At 69.8% G+C, this 17,500-nt stretch carries 16 protein-coding genes and 5 pseudogenes; 10 read left to right on the top strand and 11 right to left on the bottom strand.

Annotation, left to right across the window (positions count from 1 at the left end; genetic code table 11):
* From TR46_RS30000 to TR46_RS29970, 6 genes and pseudogenes are all read right to left on the bottom strand, one after another.
* Window positions 1-559: pseudogene (locus TR46_RS30000) on the bottom strand (hypothetical protein); the annotation flags it as partial.
* A gap of 47 nt (window positions 560-606) precedes the next feature.
* Complete coding sequence (locus TR46_RS29995) at window positions 607-1,545, bottom strand: type II secretion system F family protein (RefSeq protein WP_236655579.1); 939 nt, start codon at window positions 1,543-1,545, stop codon at window positions 607-609.
* 30 nt (window positions 1,546-1,575) lie between these two features.
* On the bottom strand, window positions 1,576-2,808 hold the full coding sequence (locus TR46_RS29990) for a TadA family conjugal transfer-associated ATPase (protein ID WP_042407570.1): 1,233 nt from the start codon (window positions 2,806-2,808) through the stop codon (window positions 1,576-1,578).
* A pseudogene (ssd, locus tag TR46_RS29985) lies at window positions 2,805-3,407 on the bottom strand (septum site-determining protein Ssd); the annotation flags it as partial. The pseudogene ssd and the gene TR46_RS29990, both read right to left, overlap by 4 nt.
* Before the next feature lie 133 nt (window positions 3,408-3,540).
* Window positions 3,541-3,852, bottom strand: coding sequence for a hypothetical protein (locus tag TR46_RS29980; protein ID WP_042407567.1), 312 nt, complete (start codon window positions 3,850-3,852; stop codon window positions 3,541-3,543).
* Window positions 3,849-4,712 (bottom strand): class I SAM-dependent methyltransferase, encoded by an 864-nt coding sequence (locus tag TR46_RS29970; RefSeq protein WP_236655578.1) that lies wholly within the window; start codon window positions 4,710-4,712, stop codon window positions 3,849-3,851. The genes TR46_RS29980 and TR46_RS29970 overlap by 4 nt, the downstream gene beginning before the upstream one ends.
* Before the next feature lie 390 nt (window positions 4,713-5,102).
* Between TR46_RS29970 and TR46_RS29965 the strand changes: the two are divergent.
* Window positions 5,103-6,196: pseudogene (locus TR46_RS29965) on the top strand (Tn3 family transposase); the annotation flags it as partial.
* 499 nt (window positions 6,197-6,695) lie between these two features.
* Here TR46_RS29965 and TR46_RS40155 read toward each other — a convergent pair.
* Window positions 6,696-8,030 carry an AlbA family DNA-binding domain-containing protein gene (locus TR46_RS40155; RefSeq protein ID WP_152626755.1) on the bottom strand — a complete coding sequence of 445 codons (1,335 nt, stop codon included), beginning with the start codon at window positions 8,028-8,030 and terminating at the stop codon, window positions 6,696-6,698.
* A gap of 836 nt (window positions 8,031-8,866) precedes the next feature.
* Between TR46_RS40155 and TR46_RS29955 the strand changes: the two genes are divergently transcribed.
* Both TR46_RS29955 and TR46_RS29950 read left to right on the top strand, forming a co-directional pair.
* Entirely contained in the window at window positions 8,867-9,145 is a 279-nt protein-coding gene (locus TR46_RS29955; RefSeq protein ID WP_152626754.1) for a hypothetical protein, read from the top strand.
* Between the two features lie 10 nt (window positions 9,146-9,155).
* Window positions 9,156-9,974 (top strand): helix-turn-helix domain-containing protein, encoded by an 819-nt coding sequence (locus tag TR46_RS29950; RefSeq protein WP_042407561.1) that lies wholly within the window; start codon window positions 9,156-9,158, stop codon window positions 9,972-9,974.
* Here TR46_RS29950 and TR46_RS29945 read toward each other — a convergent pair.
* Together TR46_RS29945 and TR46_RS29940 are read right to left on the bottom strand one after the other, a co-directional pair.
* A pseudogene (locus TR46_RS29945) lies at window positions 9,914-10,147 on the bottom strand (tyrosine-type recombinase/integrase); the annotation flags it as partial. The gene TR46_RS29950 and the pseudogene TR46_RS29945 sit on opposite strands and share 61 nt — an antisense overlap.
* Before the next feature lie 102 nt (window positions 10,148-10,249).
* Window positions 10,250-10,621 carry a hypothetical protein gene (locus TR46_RS29940; RefSeq protein WP_042407551.1) on the bottom strand — a complete coding sequence of 124 codons (372 nt, stop codon included), beginning with the start codon at window positions 10,619-10,621 and terminating at the stop codon, window positions 10,250-10,252.
* A gap of 257 nt (window positions 10,622-10,878) precedes the next feature.
* On the opposite strand from TR46_RS29940, the gene TR46_RS29935 reads away from it, so the two are divergent.
* The 3 genes from TR46_RS29935 to TR46_RS29925 all read left to right on the top strand — a co-directional run bounded on the left by TR46_RS29935 (window position 10,879) and on the right by TR46_RS29925 (window position 13,162).
* The gene (locus tag TR46_RS29935; RefSeq protein ID WP_152626753.1) at window positions 10,879-11,412 is read left to right on the top strand and encodes a hypothetical protein; all 534 of its coding nucleotides are present in this window, start codon (window positions 10,879-10,881) and stop codon (window positions 11,410-11,412) included.
* A gap of 182 nt (window positions 11,413-11,594) precedes the next feature.
* Window positions 11,595-11,912, top strand: coding sequence for a trypco2 family protein (locus TR46_RS29930; RefSeq protein ID WP_042407547.1), 318 nt, complete (start codon window positions 11,595-11,597; stop codon window positions 11,910-11,912).
* A 47-nt stretch (window positions 11,913-11,959) separates the two neighbouring features.
* The gene (locus TR46_RS29925) at window positions 11,960-13,162 is read left to right on the top strand and encodes a S1 family peptidase (protein WP_042407545.1); all 1,203 of its coding nucleotides are present in this window, start codon (window positions 11,960-11,962) and stop codon (window positions 13,160-13,162) included.
* A 248-nt stretch (window positions 13,163-13,410) separates the two neighbouring features.
* On the opposite strand, the gene TR46_RS29920 is transcribed toward TR46_RS29925, so the two are convergent.
* Complete coding sequence (locus tag TR46_RS29920) at window positions 13,411-13,713, bottom strand: hypothetical protein (RefSeq protein WP_236655577.1); 303 nt, start codon at window positions 13,711-13,713, stop codon at window positions 13,411-13,413.
* Between the two features lie 66 nt (window positions 13,714-13,779).
* Between TR46_RS29920 and TR46_RS29915 the strand changes: the two are divergent.
* Window positions 13,780-14,933, top strand: a pseudogene (locus TR46_RS29915) (Tn3 family transposase); the annotation flags it as partial.
* Window positions 14,934-15,073: 140 nt separating this feature from the next.
* Here TR46_RS29915 and TR46_RS40150 read toward each other — a convergent pair.
* Window positions 15,074-15,409: a hypothetical protein gene (locus TR46_RS40150; RefSeq protein WP_152626752.1), complete on the bottom strand. Its 336-nt coding sequence runs from the start codon at window positions 15,407-15,409 to the stop codon at window positions 15,074-15,076.
* Between the two features lie 109 nt (window positions 15,410-15,518).
* Between TR46_RS40150 and TR46_RS29910 the strand changes: the two genes are divergently transcribed.
* From TR46_RS29910 to TR46_RS43280, 3 genes are all read left to right on the top strand, one after another.
* Entirely contained in the window at window positions 15,519-16,115 is a 597-nt protein-coding gene (locus TR46_RS29910; protein ID WP_042407538.1) for a hypothetical protein, read from the top strand.
* A gap of 165 nt (window positions 16,116-16,280) precedes the next feature.
* Complete coding sequence (locus tag TR46_RS29905; protein WP_042407535.1) at window positions 16,281-17,324, top strand: recombinase family protein; 1,044 nt, start codon at window positions 16,281-16,283, stop codon at window positions 17,322-17,324.
* A complete protein-coding gene (locus TR46_RS43280) occupies window positions 17,321-17,470 on the top strand; it encodes a hypothetical protein (protein WP_169790676.1) in 150 nt (49 codons plus the stop codon). The genes TR46_RS29905 and TR46_RS43280 overlap by 4 nt, the downstream gene beginning before the upstream one ends.
* Window positions 17,471-17,500 lie beyond the last annotated feature (30 nt).

Genomic DNA, 17,500 nt, shown 5'->3' with positions numbered 1-17,500 from the left:
GGCAGCGGGCCAGTGGGGCCAGGGCGGGGTCCGCGCCGAAGCGGCCCCAGCTCTCCTCGGCGTCCGCGCCGGTGCGGATCTCGGCGGCGACGGTGGCCAGCCGCCCGGCCATGGGCTCACCGACGGCCTCGGCCACCGCCTCCGCCGCCTCGGCCGGTGCGCACCAGGAGGCCAGGCAGCCGGCCAGCAGGTCAGCGGTGAGCGGCACCTGTGCGCACAGCGCGGCCCGGTCGCGCCGTCTTCGGCGCTGCTCCGGCGAGGACGGCTCTGGCAGGTAGCGGTAGCCCGCCGCCCCGGCCACCACCCCGAGCAGCAGCCCGGTCAGCCCGCCGGCCGAGAGGGCCAGGCCCGCGCCCAGCACCAGTGCGGTAGCCGCCTTCAGCCGCACCGGCGTGGGCCTCCGCCCCAGCCCCACCCGCGACCGTCCGGCCCCCTCCAGTGGCACCCCCGCCGTCCTGGCCCGCCCCCGGCAGCGTCGGACGGCCCGATTCCGCACCGCCCCCACCAGCCCCGCCGTAGCGCCGCTCAGCAGCGCGGCGATCATCCACGTCGTGTCCACGGCCCATGCCCTCCTAGCGTTCCCTTGCCCGGCATTCCTCGGACCGGCTACGCCGGCACGGCCTCCGCGCCCCTGGCGATCCGAGCCGTCCAGGCCAGCCCGGCCCACTCCAGCAGCGCCCCGCCGAAGAGGCACAGCAGCCCGCTGGGGGTGTGCAGCAGCATCCGCAGCGGGTCGGCGCCCAGGGCGATGCCCAGCAACAGGCCGAACAGCGGCAGCGCCGCCAGCAGCCCGGCCGTGGAGCGGGGTCCGGCCAGTTCGGCCTGGATGCTCTCGCCCAGCGACCGTTCGGCACGCAGTCCCTCGGCGACCCGGTCCAGCCCGTCGGCCAGCCCCGCACCGCTGGACGAGGACACCTGCCAGCAGGCGGCGATCCCCGCCGCCCCCTCGGCACCGGGGACTTCGGCCAGCGTCTGGAAGGCCTCCGGGACGCCCCCGCCGTAGCGCACAGCGGCCAGCAGCACGGTGCAGTCGAGCGCCTGGGCGTCCGGGACGGTGCCGTCCGACACCGCCGTCTCCACCGCCTGATGCGGTGTCGCCCCGGTGCGCAACTCCCCCGCCAGCGCGGCACACAGCCCCACCACCGCCCGGCGGCGCCGCTCCGCCAGCCGGGCGCCGCCCCGTCTGCGGCGCAGCCGTATCGCAGGGAGGACGGCACCCGCCGCCACGGCGGCCACCAGCGGTGAGTGCGTGGGCCAGGCCGCCAGCACGCCGAGCGGGAGCAGCAGCAGCTCCGGCGGCGGGCGGCGGCCCCCCGCGCGCAGCTTCGTCCCCAGCCTGTGGACGACCGGTCGGTGCGAGCGGGGGAACAGCCGGACCTGGCGCCGCCGGGTGACATCCCGCTCGGCCAGCCGCCAGGCGCCCCACCCCAGCAGGCAGAGCAGCGCCCCGGCCGCGGTGGCCCGCAGCACCTGCGTCGGCACCCCCAGCACCCCCGCGGCCGTGCCGGCCCACTCCCCCGCCGTTCCCGTCCAGATGCCGATCACGGTGCCGTCCTTCCATTGCTCGCACTGCTGTCACCTGCTGTCATCTGCTGTCACCGGGCCCCGCTCACCGGCGCACACCCGGGCCAGCCGGGCCCAGGCCGGGCCCTCGCGCATCCGGCCGTCCGGGGTGAACAGTGCCGCCGTCTCGGTGCCGACCAGGCCGTCCGGGCCCCGGGCGAACAGCCCGATCTCGGCCACCCTGCGTCGTCCGTCCGGGCCGCGGACCAGGTGGACCACGGCGTCCAGGGCCGCGCCGAGCCTGCTGTGCAGCCCGGCCCGGTCCAGCCCGGCCCCGGCGGCCAACGCCTCCAGCCGGGCCGGGACATCGGCCACCGAGTTGGCGTGCACCGTCCCCGAGCCGCCCTCATGGCCGGTGTTCAGGGCGGCCAGCAGCTCCAGGATCTCCACGCCCCTGACCTCGCCGACCACCAGCCGGTCCGGCCGCATCCGCAGCGCCTGCCGGACCAGGTCGCGCAGGTCCACCGCACCGGCCCCCTCCTGGTTGGGCAGCCGGGCCTCCAGCCGGACCAGATGCGGATGGTCGGGCCGCAACTCCGCCGAGTCCTCGACCACCACCAGCCGCTCGGTCGGGCCCACCAGCCCCAGCAGCGCCGCCAGCAGCGTGGTCTTGCCGCTGCCGGTGCTGCCGCTGACCAGGTAGGACAGCCGGGACCTGACCAGACCGCGGAGCAGCTCCGCGCCCTGTTCGGTCACCGTTCCCGCGGCGACCAGCTCGGGCAGGGTGAACGCCCTGGCCCTGCTGGTCCGCAGGGAGATGTGGGTGCAGCCGACCGCGACCGGCGGCAGCACCGCATGGAACCTGGTCCCGCCGGGGAGCCTGGCGTCGGCCCAGGGCCGGGCATCGTCCAGCCGCCGGCCCGCCGCGGTGGCCAGCCGCTGGGCCAGCCTGCGCACTGCCTGCCGGTCCTGGAAGCGGACCCCGGGCACCGGCTCCAGGCCCGAGCCCCGGTCCACCCAGACCTGGTCGGGGCCGTTCACCAGCACATCCGTCACCCGGGGGTCGGCCAGCAGCCGGTCCAGCGGTCCCGCGCCGACCATGTCCGAGCGCAACTGCCGCACCAGCTCCAGCACCTCGGCGTCCCCGTAGGGACGGCCCTGGGCCCGCAGCGCCTCGGCCACCCGGCTGGTGGTCGGTTCCGCACCCGCCTCGGCCAGCCGCAGCCGCACCGCGTCCAGCAGCCCCGCGGCCTGCGCGTACGCACCCGCACCCGCCCGCTCCCCCGCACCCCGCCCGGGGCTCATGCCGCGGACCCGCTGCCGGCCAGAGCCTCCGTCAGAAAGGCGGAGCAGAACCGGCCCAGGGGTCCCCTGGCCCGCAGGCCCGGCGGCCGTCCGCGCTCCAGGTCGGCGGCCAGCCCCGGCTCGGCGGCCAGCTCACCGGCGAGCGGCAGCCGCAGTCCCCGGGCGATCTCCGCGCCGTCCATCCCGCTGGGAGCGGGGCCGCGCACCACCGCCCGCAGGTCCGTCAGCCGCATCCGCGCCGCCGCGGCGACCCGCCCCGACGCCGCCATCGCCCGCATCTCCGCCGGGATCACCAGCAGCCCCAGATCGGTCTGGTCCAGGGCCTCCCCGGCCGAGTCGTCGATCCGGCGGGGAAGGTCCAGCACCACCACCCCGCCGCGTCTGCGGGCAGCGCCGAGCACGGTCCGCATCGCCTCGGGGGGAATGGTCAGCGCGTCCCCGCGGTCCCAGCTGAGCGCGGACAGGGCGTGCAGCCTGGGCAGCGAGCGCTCCAGCTCCACCGCGTTCACCCGGCCGCGGGAGCCGGCCAGGTCCGGCCAGCGCAGCCCGACCGCGGCCTCCCCACCGAGCAGTACGTCCAGGCCGCCCCCCAGCGAATCCGACAGGTTCCGAGAATCCTGAAGGAGATCGACTGCGAACCCGTAGGCTCCTGCGGTCCGGAGGGTTAGGTGGCCCTCGGGTTCGAGGCGGCAGTGTTGCTCGGCACCGGTCGAGGTGCTGGGGCACCGGTTCCTACCCGATGTGGAACAGGTGGGAGGCGATGTAGGTCACGATCACCAGCGCGATGGCCAACACGAGCCCTTGGACCGACCAGACGACGATCCGGTTGCGCCACTGCCGCAGTGATCTTCGCGCGGTCGAGCCCGGGTGCGCGAGGTGCCGGACAAGCCCGACCCGGTCACTGACCGCCAGCCGGGCGGCATCGCGATGGGTACGCCGCTTATCCCTCGTGGCCTTCCGGCGCTCCTGACGGACCTGCCGATTCTGTGAGCATTCCCGGCAGATCGCGCAGTCGGAGGCCGGATGGGGAAGGGTCGACGTCACGCTGTGGCCTCGGGCTTCTTCCTGGAGGACGTGACCATGGGGCCGGCCACCTTGTACTGGTAGGTGAGCACGGACCCGACCGGCAGCAGCGGCTTCTTCTCGAAGGTCTTCCGGCGCTTCACCAGGCCCACTTCGAGGACCTGTAGGAGACCGCGCTCCGTGGTGTCCTCAGACCAGCCGTACCACTCCTTCAGCCGCTTGGCCGGGTAGGCGGCCCAGTCCTTGCCGTGGGCAACGGTGAGGAGCATGACCAGGCCGGGGGTGTCGAGCTTGCTGTCGAACTCGTCGGTCCAGAACGCGTTGGGGATGCTGAAGAAGCGGTCCTCCGGCGTCTTCCCGTCGGGGCGGTCGTAGGGGTCGCCCGAGCCGTCCTCGCGCAGCAGGGTGACGCTGATCTCGCTACTGCCGCGTCGGCGAGTGCAAGTCAGGAGTTGACGCTCCTGCAGCCGCAGGAGCGTGCGCCACGCCCCGGTGCGAGCGGACTGCGCGGTGACCCCGAGGTGAGTGTCGAAGAGCCTCGCCCAGACCATGCTGTCCAAGGTCGTGGTCCACCCGTCCTCGTTGATCTGGCTGCACGAGGCGATGACCATCAGGTACGCGCGCAGCCCGCGCTTGTCGCCGGTGTGGGCGAAGACCTTGAGCGGACCCGAACGGTCCGCCGGGCCCCGGGGGGCCTGCACGAAGGTGCTCCGCACAGGGACGGCCGCGCGGCGGGCCCGCTTGAGCATCTCCTTGCGCGTGTCCAGGCCTGTGACCTCAGGCCTGCGCCTGATCACTACCTTGCGGGTGCCCTTGCGGGTCACCCTGACGGACGTCTCCGTCTGCTGCATGTCCGGGGATTCCGGCTCTGACTGCTTCATGCCTCCAGGTATAGCCAGATCATGCCCCGATCGCCAAGCCGGTTTCATTAGGCCAATCTGGACGCTCCAGCGGGTCCTATGTTAGATCCATGCGAGACCCTAGATGCTAGAACCAGATGCGATGACCTGAGAGTTCCAGCTTGGGGAGTGTCCAGCGACCGACATCGGCGGGTCCAGCGCGGCCCATCGGATGGCCCCGATGAACACGGTCGCCGTCTTAGCCGATCGGAACAGCGAGGCAGATGTGACCCGCGTCACCTCCTGCGGCGTCCTCGGCATCCCGGAAGCCGACCGAGGAAGTCGATCAGCCGGAGATCGTCACGCCGCCGATACGCTGCCTGGCGCCTGGAAGGGCAGCAGAAGTCTGACGACTGCCCCTTCCAGACGATCATCTCGGCGTTCCAGCTCGGGCGGGTGAACCTGACCCGGGTGCCGGTCAACCGACTCTCGACGCTGGCCCGGTACGGGCTCGCCTCGAAGGCCCGGACGCTGGAGCGCTCGGCGGAGCCGAAGCGCACCGCGCTGCTGACCGCGGTGGTCCGCAGCCTTGAGGTCGCGGCAATCGACGACGCGCTAGACCTGTTCGCGCTGCTGATGGCTACCCGCCTAATCAGCCCGGCTCGGCGGGCCTCTGACCGGGAGCCGCTGGTGATGCTCCCTCACCTGGAGAAGGCCTCGCGCACCGTGGCGAGGGCCGCCCGGGCCCTGATCCGCCAGCTGGAGCTGACCGAGGAGACCGGCGCGGACCTGGACACGGCCGCGCTGTGGCGGGCGCTGGAGGACGTCGCCTCCCGTGCCGCGGTGAACAACGCGGTCCGGGTGGTCGAGCAGCTGGTCCCCGAGGACAACGGCTCGGCGGAGATCGCGCTGCGCGGGCAGCTGGCCACCCGCTACAACACCGTTCGCCCGTTCCTGGCCCTGCTGGGGGAGAGCGATGCGCTGGGCGCCGCGCAGGGCGGGCGCCGGGTACTCAAGGCGGTGCGCCGGTTGCCGGTGCTGGTCCGGCGCAAGGTCGGACAGCGCCCGCTGCTGCCCAAGGAGATCGACGCCGAGCTGGTGCCGCCCGCATGGAAGAAGGCGGTGTACTCCAACGCCGCACTGCCCGAAGGCGCGGTGGACCGCGACGCCTACGTAGTGTGCGTGCTGGAGCAGTTGCACCGCGCACTGACCCAGCATGACGTGTTCGCGGCGCCGTCGAACCGCTGGTCGGACCCGAGGGCGCGGCTGCTGGACGGCGCCCAGTGGGAGGCGGTGCGCGAGGACGTGCTGGCTGGCCTGAGCCTGACCGAGCCGATCGAGGAGCACCTGGACGGCCTGACGCGGGGCTGGACGCGGCGTGGCGGCAGATGGCGGCTCGGCTGGAGGAGGGCGGGCCGACGGCGAAGGTGGAGATCGTGGTGCCCCAGGACGGCGGCCGCGCCCGCCTGAGCGTGGACAAGCTCGGCGCGCTCGGCGAGTCGAGGTCGCTGGGTTGGCTGCGCAGGACCAGGGGGCCCGGTAGTAATGGACCAGAAAACCGGTCCTGCTGTCAAAACTTTTGACGGTCCGTGATCTGGGTGCTGCTACTCAACCCCGTCCATGGCCGCCGCTGAACTCGGCCTGGCCCAGAAGACCGGCGTGGACCTGCGGCGGAAGAAGAAGTACGGGTTCACCGACACGATTGGCCGAGCAGACTCGGGCCCTGTACGCCGGCCAGATCACCGCCTTGGACCAGGCGATCCACGCCACCAGGATCCCGAGCGTGCACGTTACGCGCGGCGGGGGCGGCACCGGGAGCGGGGGCCAGGACGATGGCACGCTCGACATAGGCCAGTTGCTCGGCCTGGACCTGGACGACGCGCTGGACCCGGGGGGCCGGCCCGCAGAAGGAGGACCGCAACTACGCGCGGGCCGTCTGCAGCTGCGAGCCGCCGACCGTTATCCGGGTGTCACCGCGCACCCTGCAGCGCGGACACATCATGTGCGCGCTGTGCAAGTCGGTGTTCACGAAGGCGGAGTGAGCCCCTTGAGGGTGGTCTCCATCCCGAGCAGGCCAGCGTCGAGCGCGGCCTGCTCTATCCAGAGCGTTACCTGCTTCCAGCGCTCGGCGCTGTCGGCGAGGTCGAGTGCCGGGTCGACGAGGAGGTGAGCCCCGTGCGATCCGCCGGCGTTAGGGATGGGCGTCAGAGCGGCGGTGTCGAGGACCTCAGAGACCGGCCGCCCCATGACGATGTGGACGTTGCGCGGCTGCGGGACGGCCAGCGGGTCGATGGCCGCCAGCTCGGCCAAGGGCGCGACGACGCTTGGGTTGACCATCGCATCCACCATCGCATCCACGAGTCCGGCGAGCCGGTGAACGCTGATCCGTTCGCGGGTCGGCTCGATGTGACGCACACCCCGCTGCAGTACGTCGGTGATGTCGCTGATTCTGGCGATGACGTCTAGCTCGACCTTGAGTCGCTGCTCGTGCTGTCCGTACGCCCCGGGAACCTGAAGGTGTGCCATGGCCTGCACTGGGGGCTCGGTCTCCGTCGGCCAGCGCTCAGGAACTGCCGACCACCGAAGCCGAACATCGCGCGAGCGGTTGAAGCCCCATCGCTCGAAGGGGCTGAGACCACCATTCCAGGTCGGGCCCATGCTCAAGCGGCGGAGCATGCTGTTGAGCCGAGACGTGTTGAGCCCGTCGGCGAACGCGTCGACGGTCCGCTCCGAGAGAGGCCGCCATAGTGCCTCCGCGGAGACCGGGAAGTTCAAGCCGGTGCGGATGACGAAGTCGACCGTGGAGTCGGGACCGCCCTGGGAGCTCCGAGGAAGGTCGGGGGCGTGGAGATTCCAGGCCGGCTCCTGCGCCGAGACGGTCTCCGCGAACAGCTCCTTGAGCCTGTGCCAGTTCGCGGCGTGGGTGGTGCTGTGGTCGCGGACATAGGCGACGCCGTCGACCAGGAGCGGGCGCGGGTGCAGGCCGGGGACGATGCGCAGCACCAGCACGTACAGGTCCGAGCCTTGGCCTAGCGGCACCGGGATGATCTCAGGGACCCAGGGAGGTTCGATCTTGGCGTGGCAGTGGTCGGCCACCGCGTCGATGGTCTTCTCGTTGACGCCCTTCGCGGACCTGGTCTTGTCGGTGACCCCGATCAGCAGGAGACCGCCGTAGGTGTTGGCCAGCGCCGCGACTCCTCGGGCGACGCTGTCGGCCATCTTCTCCTTGTACTCGACGGTCGGCGCCTCGGGACCGACCTGGTGCACCAGGGCGCGGACTCGCTCGATGGTGAACTCTGAAGGTGCCGCGTGCAGCAGAGACTGTATTGAAACCACGCCCGCATCATCCTCCAGTCCCACGCTGAGCGCTGGAGATACGGCTAGCCATGATCCCTGGAACGAGTTTTTAAATCGTGGCGGCTCAGCCTGCGAAGAAGCGAGCAACCGCAGGGATTGACCTGATCAGTCGGCAGACACCCTCAGTTCGCTGACGATGGCCGCCGCGGTGAACTCCTTGCCGACGGCCCACCGGTGTCAGCGAGAGGTGTCGGAGAACGGCCGTCGCCAGCGCCTGTGAGCATCTCGACGAGAGCGGGTCCGCCGACGCTGAAAAGGCGAACAGACGCTCTTGAAGCAGCAAGTTCAAGGCATCCGGACATGCATGTGGCCGGTACGCAAATGGTGCATACCGGCCAGGCGCGTGGGATCGTGCGCCAACACGATTCCCACAAAATCCCTGATCACCGTAGGTTCGGAGCCAGTAGGTCCAGGGGAGCGCCGCCGGTTATATCACATCAACCGGACAGCACCTGTTGCTTGCATGCTTGCAAGGCCGGGTGCTCCAAAGCAACCCGAATCTCGCGCACGGATGTCGTTTTCGTCCGCGAAACCGGTCCGGCGAGCCCCGGGAACCCATCAAACCCGCAGGTCACAGTTCCTAACGGGGTACCCGGCAAAACACCTTGATCACCCTGAGGAGTCATCAGAACGGAAGTGCACCAATGTCGTTATGGCGCTCCGGAAAGCCTTCGCGCACCCGTTTGGTTCAGCCGGACTGGAAGGATAGTCACAGCAATCACCGCGAGGCACACGCGAGGGCGACGCCAACCGCCCGTGGGACTTCGAGGTTCGGAGCCAATACACGTCCAGGCGGGGGAACGGCGGACACCGCCGTTCCGCCGCGGAGGGGAACACCCATGTCTACACGTTCAAAGCACCACCCGGAGATGCCGAAGACCGGCACCGGCGCGCCCTGCGCGCAGAGCCCGACCGCGCCCCGGTGGCTGACCTGGCCGGAGGCCGTGGTCGTCATCGTCATCGTCGTGACGGCGGCCGTCCTCGCGGCCAGTGGCACCACGACGCACACGATCCTGGCCCTCCTTGGTGGAGCCGCCGCGATCGGCGCGGCAGCCACCACCAGGTCCGCTGGCCGCATCGCCGCCTTCCTGCGGCGCGCCCTCGCGGCCACCGCCTGAGGAGCGCGCCATGTGTCGTAACGAAGCACCCGTCGACCTGCGGATCCAGGCCGTGGGCAAGCTCGCCACGTACCTCCGCGAGCTCCGCGAGGGCGCGGCCTGCACCAACGCGGAGCTCGCGGAGCTGCTGGACGTCGACGTCGTCACCGTGCGCCGCGCCGCTTCGGGCAGCATGGTCCCGAAGCGCTCGTTCGTCCAGGCGTGGACGGAGCTGTGCGGCGGCAAGACGGATGAGGCAGTCGCCTTGTGGCGTCAGGCCCGCTACCAATACCGGCGGATCACCTCGGGGCGGCCCAGCACCGCCTTGCCCAACCCGGACCTGGTCTCCACCCCGGAGATGCTCAGCGAGGCTCTGGTCGAGCTCTACGAGCGGGCCGGCGCTCCGACCTACCGGGAGATGGAGCAGCGCGGCGGCCAGTTCGGGATACTGCCGCGGAACACCGCGCGGCGCATCGTCCTGCGGCAGACGCTCCCCGTCAGCGAGGGGCAGTTCCGTGCCTTCCTGGATGCCTGCGAGGTCAGGCGCACCAAAGCGTGGATCGACGCCCGCAACCGGATTGTCGCGATGCAGCACCTGAGGTCCGCGGATGGCAATTTCGGGAGCTTCGGGCTGGAGGCGACCATGATGAAGCTGGTCAAGGCGGACAGCCATTCCTCGCTCAGGTGGGATGTCCGATCAGTGATCGAGTGCGAACCGACGGCGGCACCCGCCGCCTGGTTCGACACTGTCAAGCCGTTCACGCAGACTCAGATGAGGTGTCCCACTGGTCAACGGCCCGGAAGGGCGTCGCCGCTGATCCGCTCGGCCAGGCCGGCGGTGCGGGTGTAGGCGGGAGAGCGGTCGAGCAGGTGGCGGCGCCGGTCGTACCGGCGCGTCGTACGCGGGTCTTTGTGGTCCGTGCCGTCCTGCACGTCGGCCAGCGGGATCTGCTTCTCCAGGGCGCCGGAGACGGCTTGGTGCTTCGTCATGTGCGGGTGGATTCGGTCCGCCTGGGGCAGGCCGGCGGTGCGGGCGGCGGAGCCGGATCATCCGCCACACCGCAGGCTCGTCCAGCGGCCTGCCGGTGCTGGTGACGAAGATGAAGCCCTCGGTGCGCTCATCGATCAGGGTCTGGATCGCGTCCCAGACCAGCGGCGGGATCGGCTTCTTCTTCCGGGCTCCGCCCTTGAGGTGGTCGGGTGCTGGGCGAAGGCGTCCGCCAGCGGCAGCAGTGCCTGCAGCGGGTGCACTGCACACTCGCGGACGTACCGCTCCCACGCCCGGAAGTGCCGGGCGTAGTTGACTTGCGTGTGCACCGAGCCGTGGTGCCCGATCCAGCCGGCCGCCGCGAGCGGCAGCGGGTCGCCCTCCCCGTACAAGCCGAGCAGGAACCCGTACAGGTCCCGCGCGGCTGACGGCCAGTCCTCGAGCAGGTCGCGGCGCACCTGGTCCGGCAGCGCGGCCAGCGCCGCCGGCACCCGCTCGGAGGCGGTCACGACGCCGTCCCGGCCGTCGACGCGACCGTCCAGGCCGCAGTCTCCATAACGAGCCAGTTGCCTGCGTCGTCGACGCAGATCAGCGGGTGGGGCGCGGTGGCCAGGTCGAAGCCGCGCGCGAGCGCTGCCTAACGCAGCGCACTGGTGCAACGAGCCGACGTCCGCCTGGTTGCCTTGCGGGCGCTAGGCTGCGCCTCATAGTCGAGGTGCTGCGGCAGTCGGGCTGCGCGCCTGCAGGGGCGGGCGGTGGGTCAGCGGTGAAGTTCAGGATCGGGGTGCGCGTTGCGCCAGGGGTGTCGGTATCCACGTCGGTCGGCGGGTCCGACGTGTCCAATGCCATGCACGCTGTTGGTGGTGCCTTGCATGAGAGCGCTGCCAGGCAGAGGCTCGTCAACGAGCAGACTCGGGGAGCTGTAGCTGCGCGGGTTGCGGAATGGGCGCAGGCCGGTGAGTACAGCAGACTGGCCGAGCCCATCGTGTTCGAGGGCGACGCCCCTGGTCTAAAGGCCATTTGGACGTTCGACGGGCAGGTGATCTGGTTCGATTATCTGTCCAAATTGGTGGCCAAAGCTCACGCCGGGTCGGCTTCCTGGCCGGGGGTGTATGTCGGTGATGTCGCTCGGATCGAGGTGAAGGACGGCATCCGCCGACTGGACATCGTGCTGAAGGACAAGGTGCGCACGGACTGGTGTGAGTTGAAGAAGAACCAGCTCCGCCTTACGTTCAGCCGAAGCCCGGAGACGCTCGCGAAAGCGCGGGAGTTCGCGGACCGGGTGAACGTTGGGCTGTGACCGCCTGTTCGAGCTGCACCGTAGCCACCGAACACGCTGACCACCGTTCCAATGCTCCGAGCAACTCTAGATCCGCAGCGGGCGTGTCCTGGCCCTCGGTAGATCGTTATTCTCGGGCATTTCTCCGGTCGGCAGTCGCTACGCTACCCACCTAACGTCATCGCAGCGCAACAGGGGGACTCATGTCACAGGAGCCGTGGGCGGGATTGTCCGAGGCCATCAGCGCGATACGGGCCGAGCTGGAAAAGGCCATGGACGACGGTCGCGGGCATAAGATCCACTTCCGCCCCGGCCCTGTGGAGATGGAGTTCGCCGTAGACGTCAAGAAGGACGCCCAGGCCGGAGCGAAGGTATCGATCCTGCCCTGGAGCGCCAGCGTCGAGGCGAAAGCCGGATACGCGACCGGTGCCACATCCCGTCTGAAGATCACCTTGCAGCCGGTCGATAAAGACGGTCAGGACCAGAACATCAGCGCCCAGAGCAGCCAGCGTCCCCAGTAACGCCCCGACTGGGACCCGCTTGTGAGATGCAGAGAAGGGGACCGTTAGTGGACGTGCAGCGAGTGGTGGAGGTATGGAATCCGGCAGGCAAGATCGCCGGGACCGGCTATCTCATCACTGACCGCTTGGTCCTGACCGCCCACCACAACGTCCGGGATGCCGACTCCGCCTCCGCGCGGGCGTTGGAGGTGCGGCGGCTCGCCGTGTACGGGGAGCCGCCGGCCACATGGGTGGCAGCCAGTGTGCTGTGGCCCGAGCAACCGCCCGACGTCGAGCAGGACCCGCAAGCCGACGCCGCCCTGTTGCTCATCACCGACGCAGCATGGCAGCCACCGGCCTCAGCAGCACCCGTACGCTGGGGGCGCCTGCCGTCACCCGGTGCCGTCGAGTCGCGTGTCTCCTGCCGCGCGGTGGGGTTCCCCGAGGCTGAACAACGGGACGGGCAGCGGGACACCAAGCAGATCAGCGGGCACATCGAGACATTGACCGGCTTGAAGTCCGGGCTGATCACCGCGCACATCGACGAAGTCGCCACCCCCAGTACTCCTGGTGCATCGTCACCCTGGTCCGGGGCATCCGGGGCAGCCCTGTTCTGCGGGAACCTGCTGACCGGGGTCGTGACCACCGACCGTGCGAGAAACTACCCGGGCACCCAGCTCGTTGCCGTCCCCCTGGCCACGCTCGCCGATCGCCCCGGCTTCGCCAGCAAGGTTGCGGGCAACTCCCTGTCCCTTGAAGACGTTGCCGCCTCCGCCAGTGGTGATCGCCATCCGGCAGGCCGTTACGACGTGGACAAGCCTGTCGGCCTGCACAACCAGCGCAACGCTCTGCGGCGATTCAAAGACACGGAGTTTCTTGGATCCATAGAGTCCAGCTCCGCTCTCCAGCGGGCCCTGTCAGTGCTCGCAGAGGGGACCTTCCTCGGCAACAAGGTCCCTACCGACGTGCTAACGAGTCTTGACGAGTTTGTTACCGTGCGCGAGGCCGATCCACGCGGCTTCCACGACACCGACGTTGAGCGCGCCTACCGCGTGTTCCTGGCCGCCGCCCGCGATCTGCTCACGAGAACCGATGAAGGAATGCTCCCGATGAAGGTGAGGGAAGGGTGGAGCGAGATTCCGGGTGAGTGGTACGACGAGGACCGCAAACGCTGGGACAAGGCGGAGAAGGAGATCCTGGAGACTTGGGGCGGGTTCCTCGACGCCCATGACGCCTTCGCTCTCGCCGGTCATGGTGCACTGCTCAACTAGCATGGAGCCGCCCCGGCATCGGTCAACAGGGCGGCTCTGGCGTGCAGCCGTCCGGCAGATTCAGGAGACCGCTGCTCGCGAGCTTACGGGGGCCCAGTAGTTCTCGCCGAAAAAACAACGCTAAGGGCTCAGCCGCAGGTCAGCGAGAGGGTTCCGTCGCGGTTGCGTGCTCGTCGTGTTCGCGCCTGACCGCCGGGTAGGTCGAAACCGACCCAGCGGTCTTCACAGAGCCCACTGTGGGGCGGTCCCTAGTGCTGGGCCTTCTTGCGGTGGTTTCGAATGCTGGCCGGAGTGCCGAGGTAGTTGCAGTCCGTTCCGGGGCACGCCCCCCAGTAACCGCTCTCGACTGCGGCCTCGCGGATGCCGTTGTCGGGACCGAAGCCATGGTGGGCAATGAGGCGGGCGACGGAGTTCTCATACCGGGCCGCCAAGAGGGCGGCTTCTGCGATCTTGTCGTGTCCCTGGGAGAAGAAGGAGCCGAGCCCGACCTCGGTTCCGCATCCGCACCAACAGGTACCCGTCGGCATCAGCCGATCTTCACTCTTAGTCATGCCTCCAAGCTACTCCTTCTAGAAAGGCAGTCAAGAGTGGTTTTCTAGAACAATGCCCAAGGAGTCATCGCGACGAGCCCTGGCATGACCTTCAAAAAACCTTCGTTATTTGAAGATCGCCCCGCGAAGATCGACAACGCCCCCTGCGGGCCGACACGATCGCTGCGGCCAACGCGATGCTGATCTCCGCCCAGGCCCGGGTGCCGCTCGCGCAGAGCTGTGGCGGCGGGCTGCTGGCATCGGTGGACGGGCTGCGGTTCGTGGTGCCCAAGCGGAGCATCAACTCGGCGCCCTCACCCAAGTATTTTGGCCAGAAGTGGGGTCTGACCTGGCTAAACGCACCTAATGATCAAGTTTCGGGGATCGGCGATGCTGGTGCCCGGCACGCCGCGCGACTCCCTGTTCATCCTGGACACCCTGCTGAACCTGGACGGCGGTGTGCGCCCGGAGATGGTGGCGACCAACAACGCCTCCGACATGGTCTTCGGGATCTTCAAGATGCTCGGCTTCCGCTTCGCGCCGCGCTTCCGCGACCTGGCCGACGAGCGGTTCTGGCGCGCCGAGATACCCGTCGGCGAGCCGCAGGCCGGCTACGGGCCGCTGAAGGCGATCGCCCGCAACAAGGTGAACCTGCGCAAGATCCGCGAGCAGTGGCCGGACATGCTGCGTGTGGCCGGGTCGCTGATCACCAACCAGGTCCGCGCCTACGACCTGCTGCGGATGTTCGGCCGCGAGGGCCACCCCACTCCGCTGGGGCAGGCGTTCGCCGAGTACGGCCGGATCGAGAAGACCTTCCACCTGTTCGACCTGGTGGACCCGGTGGACGACACCTACCGCCGGCGGATGAACCGCCAGCTGACCGTGCAGGAGTCCCGCCACACCCTGGCCCGCGCGATCTGCCACGGCAAGCGCGGCCACATCCAGCAGGCGTACCGCGACGGCCAGGAGGACCAGTTGGCCAGCCTGGAGCTCGTGCTGAACGCCGTGGTGCTGTGGAACACCCGCTATCTGGACGCCGTCGTCGAAACGCTGCGGGCGCTGCCCGCCGAACAGCGCGAGCACGACGGCCTGGACGAGGACGTGGCCCGCCTGTCCCCGCTGAAAGCCGGGCATTTGACCTCCTGGGCCGGTACGCCTTCACGGCCTCCCAACCCGAGAACGGGCTGCGGCCGCTGCGCGACCCGGCAGCGGTGGACGAAGACGACCAGGTCGACGAGTAGCTCAGTCCAGCGTCACGACCGACCACCCCATCGGTCAGGCGCCCCCGGCGGAGCGGAACCGGACCGGGGTGATGTCCTGGGTACGGCTGCGGGCCCCCACCGTGCCGGTGCCGGGCCCGCAGCCGTACCCAGGAGCGGGACTACTCGGACACGGGCGGTTCGAGCTGCGGTGGCGTCGCCGCCTGCTGGGCAATCCGTGCTCGCTCGGTCTCGCCAGCCTGCCGCAGCTGCTCCCGATGGGTCTCGGCACGCTGGGTGACAACCGTGTTCACGACGCTCGCGCCGTACTGCAGGCCGTACTTGGCCGCAGCGCCCACTGCTGCAGGTCCGCCAATCGCGTGGACGGCGGTGATGAGATCGGCGGTGACGCCTTTCTCGACTCCGGCATGAGCTCCACCGGCCACCTTGGTGACCTGCGGAGTCGGGACCTGATTCTGTGTGCGGCCGCCGGGGGCGGCCTCATAGTTGGTATCCATGCGCCCATGGTACGGCTGTGTCACGGCCATACCAAGCCGAGAGGCCGCTCCACCTCATGACATGAGCGGGAGAATTAGTATGGATGTGTCTCGGCCGTACCATAAGGGGGTGACCTCTACAGATCTGACCGCAGAGCCCGACGACCGAGCCGGATGGGTACTCGCCGAACAGGGCTGGGCCTACCCCTCCCGCTTCACGGTGCGCACCGAGATGGACGGCTTCACCGTCGCCATGCTCGTGCTGATCGCCGACCACGGTCCCCAGGTGTCCGTACTGCAGGTGGAACACCCGATAATGGGGATGGGCGCGCCCATCACACAGAAGATCCTCCGCAAGATCCCAATTGAGCGACTGGTCAACGCCGGCATCACGCTGGTCCGACGCCCCGCCGAGATCGTCAACGCCGAGCACGGCTGGTACCAGGTTGAGGGAGTCGAAGGACTCTACGGTGGCCGCCCGGTACGCGAGGGCCGCGGTTCCCAGACTGACGACGAGCGGCTCGCCCGGGTGGCGGCGATCTACAAGCAGGCCGTACTTGAGGGGCGACCGCCCGTGCTCGCCGTGAAGGACGAACTGCCCTGCTCGCGCAGTCACGCCGGACGGCTGGTCGCTCAGGCGCGGAAGGCCGGGCGGCTCCCCGCGACGGCGCCGGGACGAGCCAGCACCGTCCCGGCGGAGGAACTCCACTCTGTCGCAAAGGACTGAGCACGGAGTCCGTGAGCCAGGCGCGGCGGCGATCCTTCTCACAAATGATCAGATGCGCGAGTTCTGAGAGGACCCCGAAACAGGTCTGGTTTGTCCGGGTGTTGTCTCGCAGAAAACCTCTCAGAACTCCGGACTTCTGCGACGCACTTCTGAGAGACTTCCGCCATGGATCTGACGCCCGATCAGGCCGCATCTGCGGTAGAACGCCACAAGTGCCCGAAGTGCGAGGTGCTGGCCGGCAGTCCGTGCCGCACGCTCGGCGGGAAGGTGGCCGCGAAGTACCACACCCCGCGCTTCATCCTGGTACCTGCGCTGCGCGAGGACCTCGACGTCCTCATCCCCGCCGACCGCGGCCCGGGCCGGACCTGGCAGCCAGGCCCGGCGCTGGCCGTCGTCCCCGAGCCCGCCGCCGGGAGCCAGCCGGTACGGATCGGGTACGCCCGCACGTCGATGGTCAGCCAGGAGCTGGCGAGCCAGATCGAGGCGCTGGAGGCCGCGGGCTGCACGAAGATCTTCCGGGAGAAGATCAGCACCCGGGTCAAGCACCGCCCGGAGATGGCGGCCGCCCTCAAGCTCGCCACCGCGTTCAAGGAGGCGGCCCCGGACCAGGTCGTGATCCTGACCGTCCACGAGATGAAGCGCCTGGCGCGCAACGCCGCCGAGCTGATGCAGCTCTCCGCCGACCTGGAGGGAGCCGGCATCCTGCTCGAACTCCTCACTGGCCCGCTGACTGGCGTCTACGACCCCAACGGGATGGGCTCGATGTTGTTCGCCGTGCTGGCCGTCGCCGCCCAGCTGGACCGCAACTACATCCGGGAGAAGACCCTGGAGGGCCAGCAGACCGCCGCGCGCAAGGGCAACCACGGCGGCCGGCCGAAGGTCATCGACGACGACATGCTGACCTTCGCCGTCGCGCTCAAGGACAAGGGCGTCCCGGTGCCGGAGATCGCCAAGAAGCTGGTCATCAAGACCGGCAAGAACGCTGGGGAGAACCCGTCGGTTGCCTCGGTGTACCGCGCGCTCGCCGAAGCCGAGGAGGCCGCCGCCCTCGCCGCGGTGGACGACGGCCGGCCGCTGCGGCCCAAGCCCGCGCGGATCCTGCGGCCCGACGGCCCGCTCACCCCCGAGGAGACCGACCTGCGTGATCGCCTGGTCAGCCAGCGCGCCCAGCTGACCGCCGCCGACCGCCAGGAAGAGACCGCCCGGTGATCCCCGCAGAGCACCGCACCAAAGGCGGCGCCCCGCTCCTCGGCGCCGAGGAGCCCGGCCTGCCCGGCCCCTTCGGCACCTGGGCGGAGGAGGACGACCAGGAGCAGGAGGAGGCCCTTGGAGTATCGGGGCGGGAATTGGCGTAGGCGGGGCAGCGGATCTTCCTGCGCTGGGGG

The organism is Streptacidiphilus carbonis, from assembly GCF_000787775.1.
In the GTDB taxonomy this organism is placed as follows: domain Bacteria; phylum Actinomycetota; class Actinomycetes; order Streptomycetales; family Streptomycetaceae; genus Streptacidiphilus; species Streptacidiphilus carbonis.
The sequence above is the reverse complement of the archived record's forward strand: the minus strand, read 5'-3'. Positions and strand labels throughout refer to the sequence as shown.

Coding starts and splice junctions, on each gene's coding strand:
- TR46_RS29990 (WP_042407570.1), bottom strand. CDS start 2,808: ATGAGCCCCGGGCGGGGTGCGGGGGAGCGGGCGGGTGCGGGTGCGTAC.
- TR46_RS29970 (WP_236655578.1), bottom strand. CDS start 4,712: ATGAAGCAGTCAGAGCCGGAATCCCCGGACATGCAGCAGACGGAGACG.
- TR46_RS29955 (WP_152626754.1), top strand. CDS start 8,867: ATGTCTACACGTTCAAAGCACCACCCGGAGATGCCGAAGACCGGCACC.
- TR46_RS29950 (WP_042407561.1), top strand. CDS start 9,156: ATGTGTCGTAACGAAGCACCCGTCGACCTGCGGATCCAGGCCGTGGGC.
- TR46_RS29930 (WP_042407547.1), top strand. CDS start 11,595: ATGTCACAGGAGCCGTGGGCGGGATTGTCCGAGGCCATCAGCGCGATA.
- TR46_RS29920 (WP_236655577.1), bottom strand. CDS start 13,713: ATGACTAAGAGTGAAGATCGGCTGATGCCGACGGGTACCTGTTGGTGC.
- TR46_RS40150 (WP_152626752.1), bottom strand. CDS start 15,409: ATGGATACCAACTATGAGGCCGCCCCCGGCGGCCGCACACAGAATCAG.
- TR46_RS29905 (WP_042407535.1), top strand. CDS start 16,281: ATGGATCTGACGCCCGATCAGGCCGCATCTGCGGTAGAACGCCACAAG.